Raw genomic sequence first — 18485 nt, 5'->3', positions numbered from 1 at the left:
TGTTCAGCTAAAGGTAAGAGCTTCAGATTAGAAAAATATAAAAATTTATAATTTACGCTGTTAAAATAATTTCATGTGCGGGTGATCGTAAATTGTAATGAGAACTCATACAGTGCCCGTAGGCTCCCGTGTTAGCAATTAAAATGATGTCTCCTTCATATGTAGCAGGTAATAAACGGTCGTATCCCAAAGTATCTCCTGATTCGCAAATCGGACCTACCACATGTGAAAAGCCAGCTTTTTCTTCATGCAATCGACTTAAGTTGACAATTTCATGGTAGGCACCATATAAGGAGGGTCGAATTAGTGAATTCATACCTGTTTCAATGCCCACAAATTTTACTTTACCTTTTTCTTTACATTGAGTGACCTTTGCCAGGATGACACCGCTTTCTGCAACAAAAAAGCGACCGGGTTCCATCCAGAATTTTAAATGAGGGCAATGTAATTTTACTGCCAATAATCGTGCATCGAGTTTTTGAAGATCCAAAGATTTTTGCCCTGGTTTTTCAACAATCCCTAAACCGCCGCCTAAGTTAATGAATTGAGTATTGGGGAATTGCTCAATGAGCGATGTGAGCATTAAAGCAGTTTGTTCCCAAAGTTCAGGGGTAAGAATCCCGCTTCCTGAATGCGAGTGTAAGCCAATGATACGGATATTATTTTCCTGGGTCAGGGTTTTAAGATGTTCTATATCTTTTTGGTCAATGCCAAACTTTGATTCATTTCCCCCTGTTACGACATGTTTGTGATGACCAGCACCTGCACCTGGGTCGATACGGACAATGATATCGCGGTTTTGAAACAGTTCAGTCCAGTTTGTTAAAGGATACAAATTATCTATTGTCACATAACACCCTAAATTCATTGCAAATTCATATTCTGTTTTTGGTGCAAAATTGGGGGTAAATAATATTCTTTTTTTGTCTATATCTGGAAATAGGTCTAAGATTCGCTTTAATTCCTGAATTGAAACGCATTCAAAACCAATATTCTCTTTTTCCAATGTTTTTAAAATCGAAGGATGGGAGTTGGCTTTCATTGCATAAAACAAAGTATCGATTGATTTTAGGTTCAGTAATTGTTTGGCTTGAGTTATTTGTGTTGCGCTATGATATACATAACAAGGTGAATGCGTCTCTGCAATGGTAAGCAAGGATTCTCGCTCAATTTGCCACCATGGGGTAGGGCGACTAACTTTTTTTTCCGGTTTTTGGGGATGAAAAACTTTTTCCAATTGAATGATAAAATTATCTAAAATTGGATTATCTCCAAGTCGATAATTATCAGGTATCTTACATAATTGTTCAAATGCTTCAAAAAATTGATCCGGGTTACTCTCCAAAGCATAGTGTTCATATAAGTCAGCCAATCCAGTATAAGCTGCTGATTTATTTAATTTAAAATCCTTATTGGATTTTTGTTTGAGGCATAAAGTGAGCGCATCAATAATTCGACTTTTTGGAGACATTATGAGCTCATAGGTTGATTCCATTATATGAGAGTATAATGTGCAGGTAGGGTGAATTCAATTCACATTGTATTTGGTTTAATATTGTTCATTATGATGTATTAAATTTATGCTTGCAATTTTATTGATGCTCACATAGTCTGATTATTCAAATTAATTATCACAAGGAATTGATATGGCTCAAGATAAAATCAATATTGATGATGCAGGCAAGACAGGTGCGTTACTGGCGCTTGGAAATACAATTTTAGCCCCATTGTACTGGGTTGATGCAAAATTGGGTTTGACTACAGCAATTGTTGCGACTGGCGCATTTTTATATGGTGCACATGAGATAGGTAAAAAAAGAAGACCTGTTGGAAATGGAATAAATGGTATGAATTCTTTTTTTGGGGGCATAACTGGTGATAAAAGTACAGAGGTGCAAAATACTCTGGCAAATATCGCAGTTGGCGGTGCGGCGATATTTGACGAAATTATGCCTAGTGAAAGTAAGCGTCCATAATACGTATCTTTTTAAATACCTATCAAGGAAATAGTAGCATGCCTAGAGATCAAATAAATCCTGAAAAAGTATTAAAGACTGGTGCATTAATCAGTTTTGGAAATTTATTTATGTCCCCTTTTTATGGAAGATTAGGTCCATTTGCCTCCCTGACTCTTACTGCTGCAGCATTATTTGGACTGCATGAAGTAGGCAGAAGCAAACAATCGGGAAATGGTTTTTGGGGCTTTTTTTCAAACAAGGCTAATTCTAGATCTTCCGATGTAAACACTGCAATGAACCATGTTGTGGAGGGAGGGGCAACAGTATTTGATCAGATTTTTCCTCCAGGGAAAAAATAAACTGATAGGAACTGAGTACGCAGCTGAACTAGGGTCTTCGTGAAAAAAAACTGGGTTCCACGAATACATCTGAATCTTATATACATCTCTGAAAAACTAGTTCGATTTTACTCTGATGTCTCGCGGCTTGTTCCTGAGAGAACCACGCGAATTTAACCTCCCTACACGTACCGTGCTTTATGCGCGGTACGTAGAAAGTTGAGTATATTTCATTTGAAAACATAAAGTTACATTCAAATTTTGCGTAGAGCTCTCAGAGCTTGTTCGCGGGATCCATAAGATCTGCATTAAAACACTGGTCCCCGCGAACAAGTCGTGGGGGCGTAGGCAGAAATGTGATTAAGAGATAGCGGGGCATTTAGGCTACAAACTATTTATCCCAATTTATGAATTTTAACCAACATGCCAATCTGAGCATTATCGAGATAATAAACTACACCATCTTTTAGGCGTTGTTTTTGTGATACAGTAAATGAGGATTGTGGATTGCTAGGCGGCGATACCTGTAATTCTGCATCAAAAGAATAATAATTACTTTGTATCACATTTAATTTACCCTGTATTTGCCAGCCATTATGCTCTACTACAGGCAAAGCGACGCTACTTTGATTATTAGCAGGTTGCCTCCATGAGTAATGCCCTAAAATTTGGTAATGCGATTTTCGAGTGAGTAGGTAATATTCATCGCGTAGACTTGAGGAAGATGGAGATAACAAACGATAAGGTTTTCCCGATTTTTCTGTATCCGCTTTCAAGGATATGGCATTTGCACTTATGGGAATAAAAGGTGCATCAACGGCCATGTCCGGGTTTTGATTGGGATGGGCAAATATAATTAAATCAATTTGATAGGAAGACTTGGCTAAGGCAAGGCAGGAGTATAGGATACTTAGTGTTATTATTATTAATCGTTCCATGGCTCAATTTATTTATTGTTATTATTTTAATGGACTTTACCCTTCATTGCATTGTAGTTGAATAAGGGATGGCCTTACTCGATTATACCTGTCTCCAAAGAATTCACTCAACAACAATTTTGGGGAATTTGTCTGCATAATTAATTGGTTTTTTAGACAATTCAATAGCGCTCTTCATCGCTGTTTTAAGCAAGGTATCTGTTAACTTATCGCGAGCTTGAGTCGCAGTAGGCGAACCTTCATCACAGTTTTGTCTTATGCGTCCATCTAAGGGAAGTTGTCCGAGTAATGTGGTTTGGTGTGCGGCACAAAGCGCTTCTGCTCCACCTGCACCAAAAATTGCTTCTTGATGTCCGCATTGACTGCAAATATGCGTGGACATATTTTCTATAATACCCAGTACATCAATACCTGTTTTAGAAAACATGGTAAGGGCTTTTTGTGCATCAAGGGTTGCCACATTTTGTGGAGTAGTCACTACTATAGCAGCAGTAAGGGGGATTTTTTGTACCAAAGTCAATTGAATATCACCGGTTCCAGGCGGTAAATCGATAAACAAATAATCCAGATCCTTCCAAAGGGTAATATCCAACATTTGGATCAGTGATTTAGCAAGCATAGGACCTCGCCAGATAAGTGCTTGTTCGCCATGTGTTAGGTAGCCAATAGACATAGTTTGTATTCCATGCGCTTTTGCAGGAAGATAATGATCACCACTGATTTGTACCGGTTCAGTTTTGCCAAGCATTAAAGGCATGCTTGGACCGTAGATGTCAGCATCTAAAATACCTACTTGTGCACCCAAGCGGGCTAATGCAGTCGCTAAGTTGACGGTTACAGTAGATTTTCCCACGCCCCCTTTTCCTGAAGCTACAGCAATAGTGTTTTTAACTCCACGCAAGCCTTTGCCAACGAGTTGAGTTCTGTGTGGTTTGATTCGTTGATTGATGTGAATTACTATCTGTTGATTTGGAAATGATGATTCTAATGCAGTAAGTAATAGGGGTTTATAATTTTCTTCAAGTAAGCGACAGGGAAATCCAGTAGTTAGGTTGATGACCAACTGATTATTTGTTATTTCAAGACTACACTGTAAATTCATTTCTTTGCCTGTAAGACCAAGAAATGGATCTTTTAGGGTACTCATCAAGTGGATTACAGTATTTTCAGTGGTCATGGATTGCCCTTAAAACACAAAAGAGGAATGATAGCGCAGAGTAGTATTATTTCATAGAATTTGTTTGTGGTGCTCAAGTTGTCAGTTCAGAATGCTCATATTGCCAACTAACCCAATGATTGCTGGGGAGATAATAAATACCACAATAGATAGGAAGGGAGGTATGCTCTGATAGATAAGAACCGTATTCATGTAATTGTTGTCGGTGTTTCATCAATGAAGCTTCATCTTCTTTCCCAGTTTTGAAATCAATAATCCAGCGTTTACCTTGTTCCTCAAAGGTACGATCAATGATGCGAGTAATGGGTCTATTTTGCTGTTCCACCAATAATTCGTATTCGTTTTGCTCCCGATCATGCTTGCTAATAATCCAAAAACCCGTTTGATCCTCAAACATTCGGGCAATTTGTCCCCGCATGCTCAATAGTGCTTCATGTTGTGTTTTGTCATCGAAACCTAACTTCCTCAATTCATAATGAGCGAGGCCCCAGGGAATTTCCGTTATGGTTTTTGGATGATAATCACAGATCCATTGCAACAATTGATGAGTTACTATACCAATGAGTCGAGGAATACTTGTTGATAAAGGAGAAGGCTCTGTTTTTATATTGAGATGGAACACTTCAGACTCCTTGTTTTTGTAATAATCAAGCGGCAAACTTAAGCGTTTGGGCAGGGACGAGTTTCTTTCTTCAATAAGGAACGTGGGTTCATTTTCAGTAAATTCTAGATGCTTAAGAAGATTTTTAAATGAAGCCTTGGAGGATCGTTCTGAATGATCCATTAAATACAAACGTGACTTTGCTCGAGTCACAGCAACATACAGTAATCGTTGTGCCTCATAATGGCTTTTTACTTCATCTAATTGGCTTAAATAATCATATAAAGCACAATGTTCTTGATGTGCAGCTTGTATAGGCGACATGAGTAATAAATTGCCTTGTTTTTGCGTCGGTAAGTTCAGCCAGCGTAACATTGGATTATCGCCACGATTAGGTTGTGCGCCTAAACCGGGTAAAAATACAGTATCAAATTCAAGTCCTTTGGACTTATGAATGGTCATGACGTGTAAACAAGAAGGATTTGCTTGTTGTGAATAGAGTTTATTGAGTTCAGAGAGAAACTCTTTCATATCCGGTAAACGACCGTCTTGTTCATAGCGGTCAAGCAAGGTCCAGAATTGTTCGAGATCATTGAGTTGATTGGTGTTTAGGATAGAGTCGATGTGTAGTTCTTTTAAAGTTTGAATGACCCAACCTGAGAGTCTGCTTTCATACCTTTGAGCCAGCGCTTTGTGCATGACGTGTATAAAAAAATTAGCGCGAATTCTGCCTTCTTCGCTTAATCCCTGGATTTTGTTTAAATGCAATAAGGCAAAGTAAATCGACTTTTTCTTATTAAAGTGAGCTATGGCATGGATATCATTTAAAGCCAAACCACAGTAAGGACTATGAAGCAACGCGAGCCAAGAGAGACGGTTTGCTGGTGTCAGTAAAGCCTGGGTTAATGACCAAACATCGCGCAAGTGGCTTAGATTGGCTAATAAAGTGATATCCGTACCCTGATAGGGAACTTGATGTTGACGCAAGAGGCGAATGATTTCAGCAAGTTGAGTTCTTGAGCGTACCAGAATAGCCATAGTTTGCTCAGGATGGGTTTGCAATTCGTATTGAATGATTTCTATGAGTTTTTTGGCTTCCTGTTCCCGATTTTTAAATTGAATGGCGTGAATGGCACTATGTTTTTCATCTTGAATGACATCTACACTGGGATGAAATGAAACTGCACCAGATTCTATATCAACTTGCCTGGGGAAGATATTGGTGAATTGATTATTTACCCAATTTACAATCGCTTGTGTTGAACGAAAATTGCAGCACAACTGCAGCGATCGGAGTTTGACGGGGCCTATGCCTTGTTCTTTGGCGCGAAAGAATAATCCTACTTCTGCTTGTCTAAAACGGTAAATGGATTGCATGGGATCACCGACGATAAAAAGAGTTTTCCCATCACCTTCCTGCCATCCACTGACAAGTTTGGTTAACAATTCAAACTGGGTAATCGAGGTATCCTGAAATTCATCAACCAGAATGTGATGAAGCGTATGATCTAAATATAAAGCTAAGTCGGTAGGATTTTCTGCATCACCTAATGCACTTAATGCTTGCTGGGATATTGCAGTGAAATCAACTTCGTTTTGTTCGCTAAACAAAACGTGTAAATGACCTACAAGAAGGGGAAGTAACAAAAAGAGTGCTTGTAGAACTTCCCATTGTTCAGGATCATATTCTGGCTTGGGTAAGTTGCTGACTTGAATTAATGCTTCAAGGAAATCAGGATATTCATTGAGTTCGTTGAGCAATTTTTTGCTGGCATTTTTGAGTCTTTTATATTCATCCGGGGCACAGGAGCTACTGAGCAATCCAACGTGATGATCAAAACTTTTGCGAAAATTCGCATCGCCGGTAAGCAAGAGTTTACTTAAAGCGGTTGCAATCTCTTGATTGGTGTGTTGAAAATCATACCAATCTTTTAGCGGATAACGTGGTGAATGAGGATTATTTTCTATAATTGCCAATTCACGAGCACAGTGAGTTAACTCAAGAGCCAAATGCGAGGGCAGACTTTGTGTGAACCGCTTTAATTCATGCTGCTCTATGAGTCGCAGTGCGCGTTCAAAAGCTGATTTTTCTTGGGTGCGTGCTTGAAAGAGGGGAGCTAGCCATTGATCTCTTTGAGAAAGAAGTGCAGTAAATAATTCAAGTAATCGATCCTGACGATTATCGACATGCAACAAGAGTGTTTTTATCGCTTTTTGATATTCGGGTGTTGCTAGTGCAAACTGAATACAGCGTCGACCAGCATTTAAATAATGACTATTCGCTTTTTCAGTAATCTGTGAATAAGCAATTTGTTTTTCCAAAAGAGGAATTGCCTGATTGATGCTTTGGCATAAAGAGTCAATTGTAATAACTTTTAATCGATTTGGCTGATGGAGTAAATTCCATTGAAAGTGGTTATCGCGCTGAAGAGCTGCACGAGCAAAATCGAGCGTCATTTGTTGATGGGGTGTATTGGCTTTTATATTACTCGCTGCTTGTTGTAATGCGAACACAATACGTTCACGCATTTCACTTGCGGCTTTACGGGTGAACGTTAATGCGACAATTTGCTCGGGGGCAGTTACGGTACCTAACAATCGCAAATAACGCTGCGTAAGAATTTCAGTTTTACCTGATCCTGCTGGAGCTTGTACGATAAATGATATGGAAGGATTTGTGGCTTGGCTTCGTTGATCATTGTCGACTAGCATTGTTTTTATTCCTGTATATTTTTAAACATTTTTTTGCTATTAGGTGGGTGTTGGCAATTTATCTCATACCTACGTGCCGCGGCTTGTTCGCGGCATCCAGACGATCTTCAATGACAGATTTCTTCAGATAGAACACGCTGCCGAGGATTTAGATCTTCAATTAAATTTAACTTTCGCTTCCTACATCGTTTTTAATGATTTTCATAATCAACTAAAATAGGTACATCATACTTAACTCTAAGAATTAAGCTCATTTTTAATTTAATTATTTCCTGGATGCCGCGAACAAGCCGCGGCACGTAGGTGGGTCAACACGTCCTAATAGAAGGGACTAATAAAGATCCCCTCATCCGCCTCCTAGTCTATAACGATTTCTTGAGCAGGCGGACGTAAATTATAATGTGAGCTCATGCAACGACCGTAGGCTCCAGCATTGGCAATTAATAATACATCACCTTCTTCGGTCACAGGTAATAACCGATCATAGCCTAAGGTATCTCCCGATTCACAAATTGGACCTACTATATGAGAAAAGCCAGCTTTTTCTTCATGCAATCGACTTAAATTGACAATTTCATGGTAGGCACCATATAAGGAAGGTCGAATTAATGAATTCATACCTGTTTCAATGCCCACAAATTTTACCTTACCTTTTTCTTTACATTGAGTGACTTTGGCAAGAATAACGCCGCTTTCTGCAACAAAAAAACGACCAGGCTCAAGCCAGATTTCAATGTGTGGATAACGTGATTTTACTGCCATTAATAAAGCATCCATATTTGCAAAATCTAATGGTTGTTGCCCGGGTTTTTCTACGATACCCAAGCCGCCACCCAGATTAATGGATTTGGCATGTGGGAATTGCTCTGTTAGAGAGGCAAGCATTAAGGCCGTCTGCTGCCATAACTCCGGAGTAAGAATGCCGCTACCTGAATGTGCATGTAAACCAACTACCTGGATTTTATGTTTCTTGGTTAGTGCCACAACCTGGTCAATATCATTTTGTGTAATACCAAATTTTGACTCATTTCCCCCAGTTGAAACATGCTTGTGGTGACCCGCACCAGTTCCTGGGTCAATTCGAATAATGACCTCGCGATTTTTAAATAAATTAGGCCAATGCTCCAGGGGGTATATGCTATCTATAGTGACATAACACTCAAGATTTAATGCATATTCGTATTCCGTTTTTGGTGCAAAATTAGGGGTAAACAAAATTCGTTTCCGGTCTATGTCAGGAAAGAGCTCCAACACTCTGTCTAACTCTTGGATAGAAACACATTCAAAACCGATGCCTTCTTTTTCCATAGTTTTTAAAATCGATGAATGAGGATTGGCCTTAATCGCATAAAACAATGTATCGATAGATTTTAAAGCCAACAATTGTTTGGCTCGAGCAGCTTGAGTTGGGCTATGGTAGACATAACAAGGCGAATTCAGTGAAGCAATGGTTAATAAACGATCGCGCTCTTTTTCCCACCATGGAATATCGCGAACAGTAGGTTTACCAAACTCCTCATGCCAGCTTTTTGAATAATAGAAAATTTGGGGATTGTTTTCTATGAGTAAATGATGCAGCTTTTGACATAATTGATTTGCCTGCGATTCATCAACAACAAAAGTGAGGTTCAAGTCATTGGATGCGAGTGACATTAAATAGACTTGTTTGGCTTCAAACACCTCTAAAGCTGGGCCAAGTTGCGGCAATACAGTTCTGATATGATGACCTACGAGGCTTACAGCGCTACAGGGTTCAATAAGCTTGGCACGGCCAAATTGATTCAATTCAGCGAGTAAGGAATTAATTGCTGGCCGGTCATGTATTTTACTATTGATATCCAGAGATAATGTTACGTTAAACTCAGAAGAAGAGAGTAAGTCTACTGAGAAACCATGATGTTTGAAGGCTGTAAATACATCAGATAAAAAACCAACTTGTTGCCACATGTGCAAGGTATCTATAGAAATCAATAAAATACTGTTTTTGATTTGAATCGATTTAATTAATGGTGCAGTTTCATCAATATCTTTAGTAATGAGTGTTCCCGAGTGTTCTGGCATTTGTGTAAATTTGACCGACATTGGAATATTGGCACGTCGAACAGGGGGGATGCAATTGGGATGCAATACTTTAGCTCCCATTGTCGCAATTTCCTGGGCTTCATCATAATTTAATTTTTTTAATAAACGTGCTTGTGGCAATTGATGAGGATTCGCAGTATAAATTCCAGGAACATCAGTCCAGATTTCACAAGATGAGGCTTGGAGCTTACCAGCAAGTAAAGCAGCCGAAGTATCAGAGCCACCACGGCCTAACAAAACAGTTTCGCCTTGAGGATTTGCAGCAAAAAAACCTTGAGTAATAATGGCTTGGGCACCGCTCGAGATAAATTGTTCAACTAACTCAGGATCATGTTCACTCTCACAACGAGCAGACAGATAATTTGCAGACACCCCATCAGGAAATGGTGTACTGGTTAAAAGTTCACGTGCATCATACCATTTACAATGGATTCCTTCTTTTTCGAGAAATGCATGGCCTAGGCGAGTCATCATAAGTTCGCCCATACTTAAAATTTCTGCATGCGTTTTCGCAGGGGCTTGTTTTAATAAGGCAATGCCAGTGAGCCACTGCTCTAATTGCAACAAATCTTTGGCAACTAATTCAGAATCTACTTCCAGCTGTTCAGCAAGATTAACATGCCCATGACGAATGTCAGCAAGGATGCTCTGGTGCTCATTGATTAATGCAGCCTCAATGGCTTTTTCAAGTTTGTTAGAAATTTGCGTTAGCGCGGAGCATACGATAACGGGCTGGACCCCAGCGCTCATATGTTTTTTAGTTATGGAAGCAATATTATTCCAAGTGTTACGAGTTGAAACGCTGGTGCCGCCGAATTTAGTTACTATTTGTCGCATGATTCATTTCCGCACAAAATTAAAACACATTAGCATGGACGGGAGTAGGTGTACAAGTCTAAATGTTTTGAATTAAATATTTATCAGTTATTTTTTTATTAATTAATCATGATGGACTTAATTAGATCATTATGGGCTAATATTCATTACTTGTTGAATATAAATAAGAAAAAAGTATTTTTAAGGTGTTTTTAATGATTTGAAAACAAGGTACACTCGCTATCTAGCGGACGTATTTTATCAATTTTTTGAAGTTTGATACTTGAGGAGTAAGGAGTGAAAAATATGCACAAACCTTTAAGGACACTAGTTAGCGCGGCTGTTATTAGTGTTCTGGCTGCAAGTGGAGTTCATGCAGCAGGATTCTCTTTATACGGAGAGGGCGCTGGATATGCAGTTGGTAACTATGCTGCTGGTTCTGCAGCTGAAGCAGCTGATGCATCAACAGGTTGGTATAACCCTGCCGGTTTAGCCTTACTTCGTGAGCAGCAAGTAGTGTTTGGGGGTATTGGCATATTTCCTACTCTGAAACTGGACGGCACAAGTACTTTTACTACTCGTAGTGGTGCTACTTCCGTTAATTACGTACAAGATTTAGACGGTGTAGATGGAAGTTACAATGCGTTTGTTCCTTCATTTCATTATGCTCTTCCCATAGGTGAGCGTACTACTTTTGGTCTAAGTATTACTGCCCCATATGGTTTGTCTACTGATTGGGCTCCTGATTCTCCTGTACGTTATTCAGCGACATATACCGAAATTTTGACTATGGATGTTTCGCCAGAATTAGGTACTCGACTCACGGAGCATTTTGCATTGGGGGCCGGCCTTGATATTCAATGGTCTCGTGCTAAATTTAATCAAATGATTGGCGCTCCCACTTTATTTCAAATTCTTGGGGAAGATCCTGCGCTTGTTGACACTTTAAGTTACAACAAAGCAAAATCTTATGGAGTTGGTTTCCATGTTGGGGTGATGGGAATATTTAATGATAATCACACCCGCATAGGTCTTAATTATCAATCCAGAATAAGACATGTTTTCTACGGCCATAGCCGCTTGACTGGAATATTGGCGAATAACGATTTTAATCTGATTTTCCCGGTATTACCTCCTTCAACAACCCGTATAAATAATGACTTATTTAGTGATCCACAAGAATTCCCAGATGTACTTACATTAAGTGCTTATCAGGATATCAATGAGAGATTGGCTTTATTAGGATCTGTTGTTTATACAGGTTGGGGTGTTTTTAAAGTAATTCAATTAAATAATGTTGCAGTACCCAGTATTGGCTCCCCACCACTTTTTAATGTGACACAAGCCAATATTAATAGTGCTGTGCCTCAAAACTATCATGATTCCTGGCGTGTTGCCCTTGGGGCCAATTACCATGTAAATTCAAAACTTATGTTGCGTATAGGTGGTGGTTATGATCAGACGCCAACAAATGATACGGATAGAAACGTTCGTTTACCTGATATTGATCGTTGGGCAATTGCTGTTGGCGCCCATTATCAATGGCGTCCCACTGTTGGTATCGATGTAGGATACACTCATTTATTTGCTGGAGGTAAGCCAGATGTGGATTCTGTCCAGGCTCTTTCACAAACCGCTATATACAATGTGAATGCTAACGACGGTCATTTTGCTGCTGATCTTGTGGGCGCTCAATTGACATGGATTATTGATAAAGTTCCTGAAGTACCTACTAAATAATTATTTTAGAAATGATTCTGATGGATAAAAGCCACTTCAAGTGGCTTTTTTATTTGTAGCTGTTCATACCTGTTGCAAATAACTAAGTAGATGAATGGTTACTGATTTTTGTTAATATGGATTAACTTAGACGTTTGATGGAGGCGAAACTCGCCTCCTAACTGATATAAATGAAAATAATTAATTTTTGATAATGGTGGCTTCACCTAGGCCATTTACAAAAAGGGTATATCCGTTCTTTGATAAATATTTTGGATTGATATCACCAGTATCAAGATCCATATGAACTTCCCCAACTTCTATGGGATTAGCTGTATTAGTAGCCATTTTAATTACTGCAGAACACTGTTTACCAGTTGTATGTCCATAGCAGGCCAATTTTACGAGATTCCAATAAACTTTTTGCGTTGAATTGGCGGCAGTTGGGTATGCAGAAGGGACGCCGGCAATATATGCATTTGATTCTACAGAAGTATTGTTATGGGTGATTAAATAAACAGGACTTGCAAAAGCTGTTACAGCACTTAAACCTAAAGTTACTACTGAAAAACCTTTAAATATTAAATTCATTATATCTTTTTCTCCATTTAATTATAAGTGATTCGTTAGAAGTTAATATCTCCACTAAAGTTAGTGAAAAGTAACTGCTCTTAACCAATCGGATTTTTTACATCTTTAAAACGCACCCAAGAGTATATCGCAAAATAACTTAGTGTCTATTACATTAGTCTTAAGCAATATTTTTGGAAAGGAGTCTATTTTCCCTCAGATAATAAAAACAAGCTCAAGACTGGAGATTAACTCAGGCCGTACTTGTTTCTATTTAGAGAATAAGTGTTTTTAGCTAATATGCTTATATGTTTATGATTTCTGACTCAATAAACGTGCGATATCTTTGGCAAAGTAAGAAATAATAAAATCTGCTCCAGCACGTTTTATCGCAACCAAACTCTCTATTATGGCCTGCTCTTCATTGATAAGCTGGTTTTGAGCAGCGATCTTAATCATCGAATATTCACCGCTTACCTGATAAGCACAAAGAGGCACCTCTGGGAAATGTTGTTTTAGTTTCGCTATAATATCCAGGTAAAATCCGGCAGGTTTTACCATGATCATATCGGCACCTTCCTCAATGTCCAGAGCTGTTTCTCTTAGGGCTTCAGCACTATTTGCAGGATCCATTTGATAGGCTTTACGATCACCAAATTTTGGAGCTCCTTGAGCTGCTTCTCTAAAAGGTCCATAAAGGCAGGAGCAGTATTTGGCGCTGTAGCTTAATATAGGGATATGCTGATATCCTTTAGTATCTAGAGCCTCGCGAATCACACTCACCATTCCATCAGTCATTCCACTAGGAGCGACCCAATCTGCACCAGCTTGCGCATGACTTAGAGCTTGTTTTGCAAGAAAAGCTAAGGTCTTGTCGGTATCAATGCATTCTCCTGCGAGCACCCCACAATGACCATGATCCGTGTATTCACAAAAACAAAGATCGGTAATAATTAGGATATCCCTATTTACAGCACGAATTGCTTTTATCGCTTTTTGAATAATTCCTTCATGATTAAATGATTCACTACCATACGCATCTTTATATTTAGGGATCCCAAATAAAAGTACCGCGGGAATGCCCAAGGAAGTGAGTAATTCAATTTCATTCGGAATACAATCGAGACTTAATTGAAATTGACCGGGCATTGCGCTTATTTCTTGGGGTTCATTAAGTAATTCACTGATAAATAAAGGAGCAATGAATTGTTGCGGATGTAAGCGTGTTTCTTTAACTAAAGCACGAGACATGGCACTACTTCTTAAACGAGTTAACCTTAATGGTATGTTGTAATCGGTCATTAAATTAATCCTGTTATGTCATCACACTGTACGGTCAGAAGGGGCGAAGAGCCCAAATCGTATCCGAGATATTTTAACACAAACCCTGTAGTTTGAGTGAATACAGCGCTTTAACTGAGAGATAACTATCCAATACCAGGGCTTTATCTTCACCTTGGCGGCTTTGAACGTTTTCTTTTTTTAATTTTTTTATTTGAGGTATACAAAAAATCAATAGCGCTACTTGTATCACTATTACTTACTTGAATACTAAAAAACTTGTTGAGTAAGTATCTGAGGGTCAACATATTTGTATCCGTTTGTGATAGGCCAATGTTATAACTTAAATAAAGACGTTTTGAAAGTGATTTTCCTACCATAAAAGAAGTAGTATCACTCGTGGTATTGGTTATTTGATTGTAGTTTGTATTCGTTTGTATATTAAAATCTATGCCTGCAGTTTGTTTGAGTTGCTCTAAGAGTTGGAGACTTTTTGTGTCACTTCCTAGATTCATAGAAGATATAGCTGCGAGAAGCAATTGTCCTCCTGCTTTATCTGCTTGGTTTGCCGGACGGCCAAGGACAAGCAGGGAAAGGATATCCGCTTGAGAAAAGGTTGCAGGCTCGGAAAATAATTGAATTTTAGGGCGAGCCAATCGACCGCTGACTTCTACGCCTAAAATCAGTGTTTCTCCGTAATTAATATTTTGTAGATTTGTGCTATTAAAATCCAAAAGTTGACTTGAGGTGGCGAAAGTAGTTGAGGTAGTTCTAATTTTTTTTGCTGCACGTATGTTAATTTCAGGATTACTCATGGATCCGCCAAAGATTAATTGCCCCTGTTGTATTGCTAAGTTCTGTCCATAGGCTTTATAAGTACCATCTCGAACTGATAATTCGCCATATGCATTGATTGTGCTTTGTTGTTGTTTGATATTCAGTGTTCCCTCTAAATGCCCCTGTAATCCTTTTATATTGACTGCAACTTCTTTCCCCATCTCGAGATCAATATCCATATTGTTAATCAAAGTAAATGAAGGAGATGTTTTTTCTTTACGTTTATAAACCACATCATCAGGTAAAGAAATGCTGTTGTTGAATGAGCGAGGTTTAATTTCAGCATAAGGAACCAAAATGGTACCAGAAAGGGATTGCAGGTTTGGTGTTACATGTAGGTTGAGTTTTGGGGAAATGTGAATCTTATATTCACTGGTTTGAACCAACGGAAAATCATTCCCTTCAAGAGTGAAATCTCCTGTAAATTGAGAGCTTAAGCTTCCTTTTCCGGCGAGCGATAAATGATGGCCAGCTGATGCTGCTGAACCTGTTGCTTCCCAAGAGTGTTCATTGCCGCGTACGTTCATTTCGAGGGTATTGATATTAAGACCCAGTTTAGGTAAAGAAAGACTTGCTTTATTAAGTATCAAATGACTTTCTATTTTTCTTTTATTCAAAGTACCATTTACTTTTAATGAAGCAATCAATTGTCCCTTGAGCTTGTCAATTTCAGGGCTAATTTTTTGCAAAAAACTGAGAGAACTTAATTCCAAAGATAATTCACTATTTATTACTTGGTCGTCCTTTAAGCCAGCATCAAGAGTGAATTTAGGCAGGTTAAATTGCAGTTTTAAATTTTTATTTTCATCAATTGCCAAAATGCCGGAGCCTTTAAGCTGTTCTGGTGAAAGGATGATCTTTAAAGACCCGCCCTTGAATTGAACATTTGGAAAAGGGTCATCATTAGGGGGATGATAAAAGCCAGGACTTATGGTCAACAATAAATTGCCTTGATTTTTAGCGGTAATCTCGCCATGGGTGGATAATTTAGTATACAAACGAGCATGCTGAGCAGAAGTATTCTGAGGCTGGATTAGAGTGGCATTAAAAGTCCACTGCCAAGGCAAAGTTCCGCGAATTTTTGCATCCATTAACCACTGATCTTTGGGGAGAGTAGTTATTTGTGAGTGCATGCTGATTTGTATATTTGGTAAAATACCGGTTGCGGTGATTGTTCCTTTTTCACTGTCTATGATTTTTTTATCTTTTGCTGCATTCCATTGCAGACCTCGCCATTGAGCGGTCACTAATTGGCTTTCTCGCAACGAATGAGGTTTCCATTGTACCTCCAATTGTTCTATTTTTATTTTAAGGGATTTATCTTGGTATTCAACTCCATTCAGAGTAAAGTGATTTAATAGGCTACCTTCAAGTTGCTGAATTTTTAGCGTGCCAGGAAGGTATAGACGGCTGAATTGGATAAGAGCATGCAGTCCTGGCTTTGTATCCAGTAAAAATAAGACTATTCCTGCAAGTAAAATAAGGAATAAAGAGCTTATATAAAGTGTTTTAACGAACACGCGCAGAATTTTTATGAGAATTCGCTTCATAAATCGGGCCCCATGCTGATCACCAAACGTGGGTTATTTCCGTCACGTTGCCATCGATTATTAATTGTCTGAGCCAATCCTACTTTGATTGGACCTATAGGTGAAACCCACATTAAACCACCACCTGCATCATAATAAGCTGTTAAAGGGGCTGGATTGTAAACTGCTCCTGCGTCATAAAATGCAATCAGATACCAATTTTTTTTGGTTTCCTTTTGAATTTCAAAACCACCATAACTAAGTATTCTGCCTGGACCTATTGAATTAAAGCCAAATGCTTTTAAATTATCCATTCCTCCCAAAAGCAATGCAAGTGATACGGGTTGTTGATTAATATTATTGATTGCAGTAACACCTTGAATTGCATGCCCGTAAAGGCGTAAACGTAGCGGTTCTATTCGCATCGCAGCTTTTATATCCAAGGAAGCCTGAGCAAAATTAATAGTAGACAGAAGGGCTCTGCTTGCAGCAAGACCATTGACCGTAATGTTATATCCGGAGGGAGAAAAAAGTAAAGCCTGGGTTTTGCTAAACGTTAAACTTGCTTTGGGATAAAGTAGAAATTGCTTTGTATTTTCCTGAAGCGAATAATGAAATCCTTCATAAAGTGTATTTATAGAGAGTACACGTTGATAATTGGTTACCCGATGTTGTTGGGCCAGGGAGACAAGATATGAATTACTGTACCCTGCAGTGTAATTTAAATTCGAAAAATTTCCTGTAAGAGTATATTGATCATTGACAGGATTTTTACCGGGAACAACATATTGGGCTTGTAATGCATTTTGAACAAAAGATCCTTGAGCCATTAGGTTGAATTTATGTCCTTGGCGATTGACTGGTACAACATGCAATGCAGCTCGGCCACGAACTCCCGTATCTGTTCCATATCCGGCACCAAGAGTGTAAGAATATTTGGATGCAGGTTCAGTATAGATTTGCACTGGAACAGTTGGGTTTTCAGTAACTTGTGGTTTAACAAGTACAGAACTAAAATAACCGCTATTTGATAAATCATTATTTAACTGAAGTATTTTATCTCCGGAATAGATTTGTCCTGGATGAAAGGGTACAAAACGATGCAGTAACTTAGGATCAATGTATGTAGGATTAAATTGTATTTGCCCAAAATAATAAAGAGGTCCAGTATCAAGAATCAGTGTAATTTCTGCCGTGTAGTTTTCTTCATCAATTAAAATTTCACTTTTCTTAAATCCAGCACGCATGTAACCTTGACTTTCTGCTGAGTCGAGAAGTTTTAGTTTTGTTCGTTCATATTCTTCTGTGAAGAGAGGAGTACCTTGCATTAATGGTATATTTTTTATTGCATCACGAAGGATAAGGTTGCGTGCTCCTTCACCAATAAGTTCTATTTTAAGTTGCGAAATCATGATTTGAGGGCCAGCATGGATTATGACAGTCAACTGCCGCGCACCAGGCCTGCGTACAGTAGCCTCGGCTTTAAAATAGCCGAAAGGCTGGACTGCCTGAATAACTTGTTCTTGCAATTCCTCCTGACTGAATTGGGCAAGAGGTTTTAATTTTTGTAATTCATTCAAACGTTTTTCAACGTTGGCTTCGACTTTTCCGGAAACTCCATAAATTGTAATGGATACTGGGGCATTATCTTGAGCGAATAACGCAAAACAGGTAATGAGAAGTATCAGATAGATTAGTTTTTTCATGATAGTCTCAGTACTTTTTCCACCAAAAATGTCCCTATCTGCATCAGAAAACATTTTGAGAATATACACTTAATCGAGAGGAAGGGCTAGGTAATATAAAAGTAAATATAATCATCATTATTGTTATTTTCGATTCAATATGTAAAATAAGTTTTCATTTGACGGAGTTGATCCAGCCACTGCCCAAAATAAAATGATTTAGCTGAGAAAATGATATTGGC

At 38.6% G+C, this 18485-nt stretch carries 11 protein-coding genes and 1 pseudogene; 3 read left to right on the top strand and 9 right to left on the bottom strand.

Annotation, left to right across the window (positions count from 1 at the left end; translation table 11 throughout):
* Positions 1-52: 52 nt before the first annotated feature.
* A pseudogene (lysA, locus tag A8O27_RS06590) lies at positions 53-1192 on the bottom strand (diaminopimelate decarboxylase); the annotation flags it as partial.
* 454 nt (positions 1193-1646) lie between these two features.
* Between lysA and A8O27_RS06585 the strand changes: the two are divergent.
* Complete coding sequence (locus A8O27_RS06585; RefSeq protein ID WP_058459161.1) at positions 1647-1976, top strand: hypothetical protein; 330 nt, start codon at positions 1647-1649, stop codon at positions 1974-1976.
* Between the two features lie 38 nt (positions 1977-2014).
* The gene (locus tag A8O27_RS06580) at positions 2015-2317 is read left to right on the top strand and encodes a hypothetical protein (RefSeq protein ID WP_058459162.1); all 303 of its coding nucleotides are present in this window, start codon (positions 2015-2017) and stop codon (positions 2315-2317) included.
* A gap of 374 nt (positions 2318-2691) precedes the next feature.
* Here the strand turns inward: A8O27_RS06580 and A8O27_RS06575 are convergent, their stop codons facing one another.
* The 4 genes from A8O27_RS06575 to A8O27_RS06560 all read right to left on the bottom strand — a co-directional run bounded on the left by A8O27_RS06575 (position 2692) and on the right by A8O27_RS06560 (position 10643).
* Positions 2692-3234 carry a CsiV family protein gene (locus A8O27_RS06575; RefSeq protein ID WP_058459163.1) on the bottom strand — a complete coding sequence of 181 codons (543 nt, stop codon included), beginning with the start codon at positions 3232-3234 and terminating at the stop codon, positions 2692-2694.
* 103 nt (positions 3235-3337) lie between these two features.
* Positions 3338-4411, bottom strand: a complete 1074-nt coding sequence (gene apbC / locus A8O27_RS06570; protein ID WP_058459164.1) for an iron-sulfur cluster carrier protein ApbC — start codon at positions 4409-4411, stop codon at positions 3338-3340.
* 73 nt (positions 4412-4484) lie between these two features.
* On the bottom strand, positions 4485-7724 hold the full coding sequence (locus A8O27_RS06565; RefSeq protein WP_058459165.1) for a UvrD-helicase domain-containing protein: 3240 nt from the start codon (positions 7722-7724) through the stop codon (positions 4485-4487).
* A gap of 357 nt (positions 7725-8081) precedes the next feature.
* Positions 8082-10643 (bottom strand): bifunctional aspartate kinase/diaminopimelate decarboxylase, encoded by a 2562-nt coding sequence (locus A8O27_RS06560; protein ID WP_058459166.1) that lies wholly within the window; start codon positions 10641-10643, stop codon positions 8082-8084.
* Positions 10644-10919: 276 nt separating this feature from the next.
* Here A8O27_RS06560 and A8O27_RS06555 point away from each other — a divergent pair, with 276 nt between their 5' ends.
* Positions 10920-12362: an OmpP1/FadL family transporter gene (locus A8O27_RS06555; RefSeq protein ID WP_058459167.1), complete on the top strand. Its 1443-nt coding sequence runs from the start codon at positions 10920-10922 to the stop codon at positions 12360-12362.
* 180 nt (positions 12363-12542) lie between these two features.
* On the opposite strand, the gene A8O27_RS06550 is transcribed toward A8O27_RS06555, so the two are convergent.
* The 4 genes from A8O27_RS06550 to A8O27_RS06535 form a co-directional block, all read right to left on the bottom strand.
* Positions 12543-12932 carry a hypothetical protein gene (locus tag A8O27_RS06550; RefSeq protein WP_058459168.1) on the bottom strand — a complete coding sequence of 130 codons (390 nt, stop codon included), beginning with the start codon at positions 12930-12932 and terminating at the stop codon, positions 12543-12545.
* 291 nt (positions 12933-13223) lie between these two features.
* Positions 13224-14213 (bottom strand): porphobilinogen synthase, encoded by a 990-nt coding sequence (gene hemB, locus A8O27_RS06545; protein ID WP_058459169.1) that lies wholly within the window; start codon positions 14211-14213, stop codon positions 13224-13226.
* Positions 14214-14362: 149 nt separating this feature from the next.
* Positions 14363-16579: a translocation/assembly module TamB domain-containing protein gene (locus A8O27_RS06540; RefSeq protein ID WP_058459170.1), complete on the bottom strand. Its 2217-nt coding sequence runs from the start codon at positions 16577-16579 to the stop codon at positions 14363-14365.
* On the bottom strand, positions 16576-18264 hold the full coding sequence (locus tag A8O27_RS06535; protein ID WP_058459362.1) for an autotransporter assembly complex protein TamA: 1689 nt from the start codon (positions 18262-18264) through the stop codon (positions 16576-16578). Before A8O27_RS06535 ends, A8O27_RS06540 begins: the two co-directional genes overlap by 4 nt.
* Positions 18265-18485: the final 221 nt, after the last annotated feature.

Origin of the sequence: Legionella bozemanae (assembly GCF_001648595.1) — a bacterium.
Classification (GTDB): domain Bacteria; phylum Pseudomonadota; class Gammaproteobacteria; order Legionellales; family Legionellaceae; genus Legionella; species Legionella bozemanae.
This window is presented reverse-complemented; position numbering and strand designations above follow the sequence as displayed.

Excerpts from the sequence above, each read along its gene's own strand:
- A8O27_RS06585 (WP_058459161.1), top strand. The coding sequence starts at position 1,647 with ATGGCTCAAGATAAAATCAATATTGATGATGCAGGCAAGACAGGTGCG.
- A8O27_RS06580 (WP_058459162.1), top strand. The coding sequence starts at position 2,015 with ATGCCTAGAGATCAAATAAATCCTGAAAAAGTATTAAAGACTGGTGCA.
- A8O27_RS06575 (WP_058459163.1), bottom strand. The coding sequence starts at position 3,234 with ATGGAACGATTAATAATAATAACACTAAGTATCCTATACTCCTGCCTT.
- apbC (WP_058459164.1), bottom strand. The coding sequence starts at position 4,411 with ATGACCACTGAAAATACTGTAATCCACTTGATGAGTACCCTAAAAGAT.
- A8O27_RS06565 (WP_058459165.1), bottom strand. The coding sequence starts at position 7,724 with ATGCTAGTCGACAATGATCAACGAAGCCAAGCCACAAATCCTTCCATA.
- A8O27_RS06560 (WP_058459166.1), bottom strand. The coding sequence starts at position 10,643 with ATGCGACAAATAGTAACTAAATTCGGCGGCACCAGCGTTTCAACTCGT.
- A8O27_RS06550 (WP_058459168.1), bottom strand. The coding sequence starts at position 12,932 with ATGAATTTAATATTTAAAGGTTTTTCAGTAGTAACTTTAGGTTTAAGT.
- hemB (WP_058459169.1), bottom strand. The coding sequence starts at position 14,213 with ATGACCGATTACAACATACCATTAAGGTTAACTCGTTTAAGAAGTAGT.
- A8O27_RS06540 (WP_058459170.1), bottom strand. The coding sequence starts at position 16,579 with ATGAAGCGAATTCTCATAAAAATTCTGCGCGTGTTCGTTAAAACACTT.
- A8O27_RS06535 (WP_058459362.1), bottom strand. The coding sequence starts at position 18,264 with ATGAAAAAACTAATCTATCTGATACTTCTCATTACCTGTTTTGCGTTA.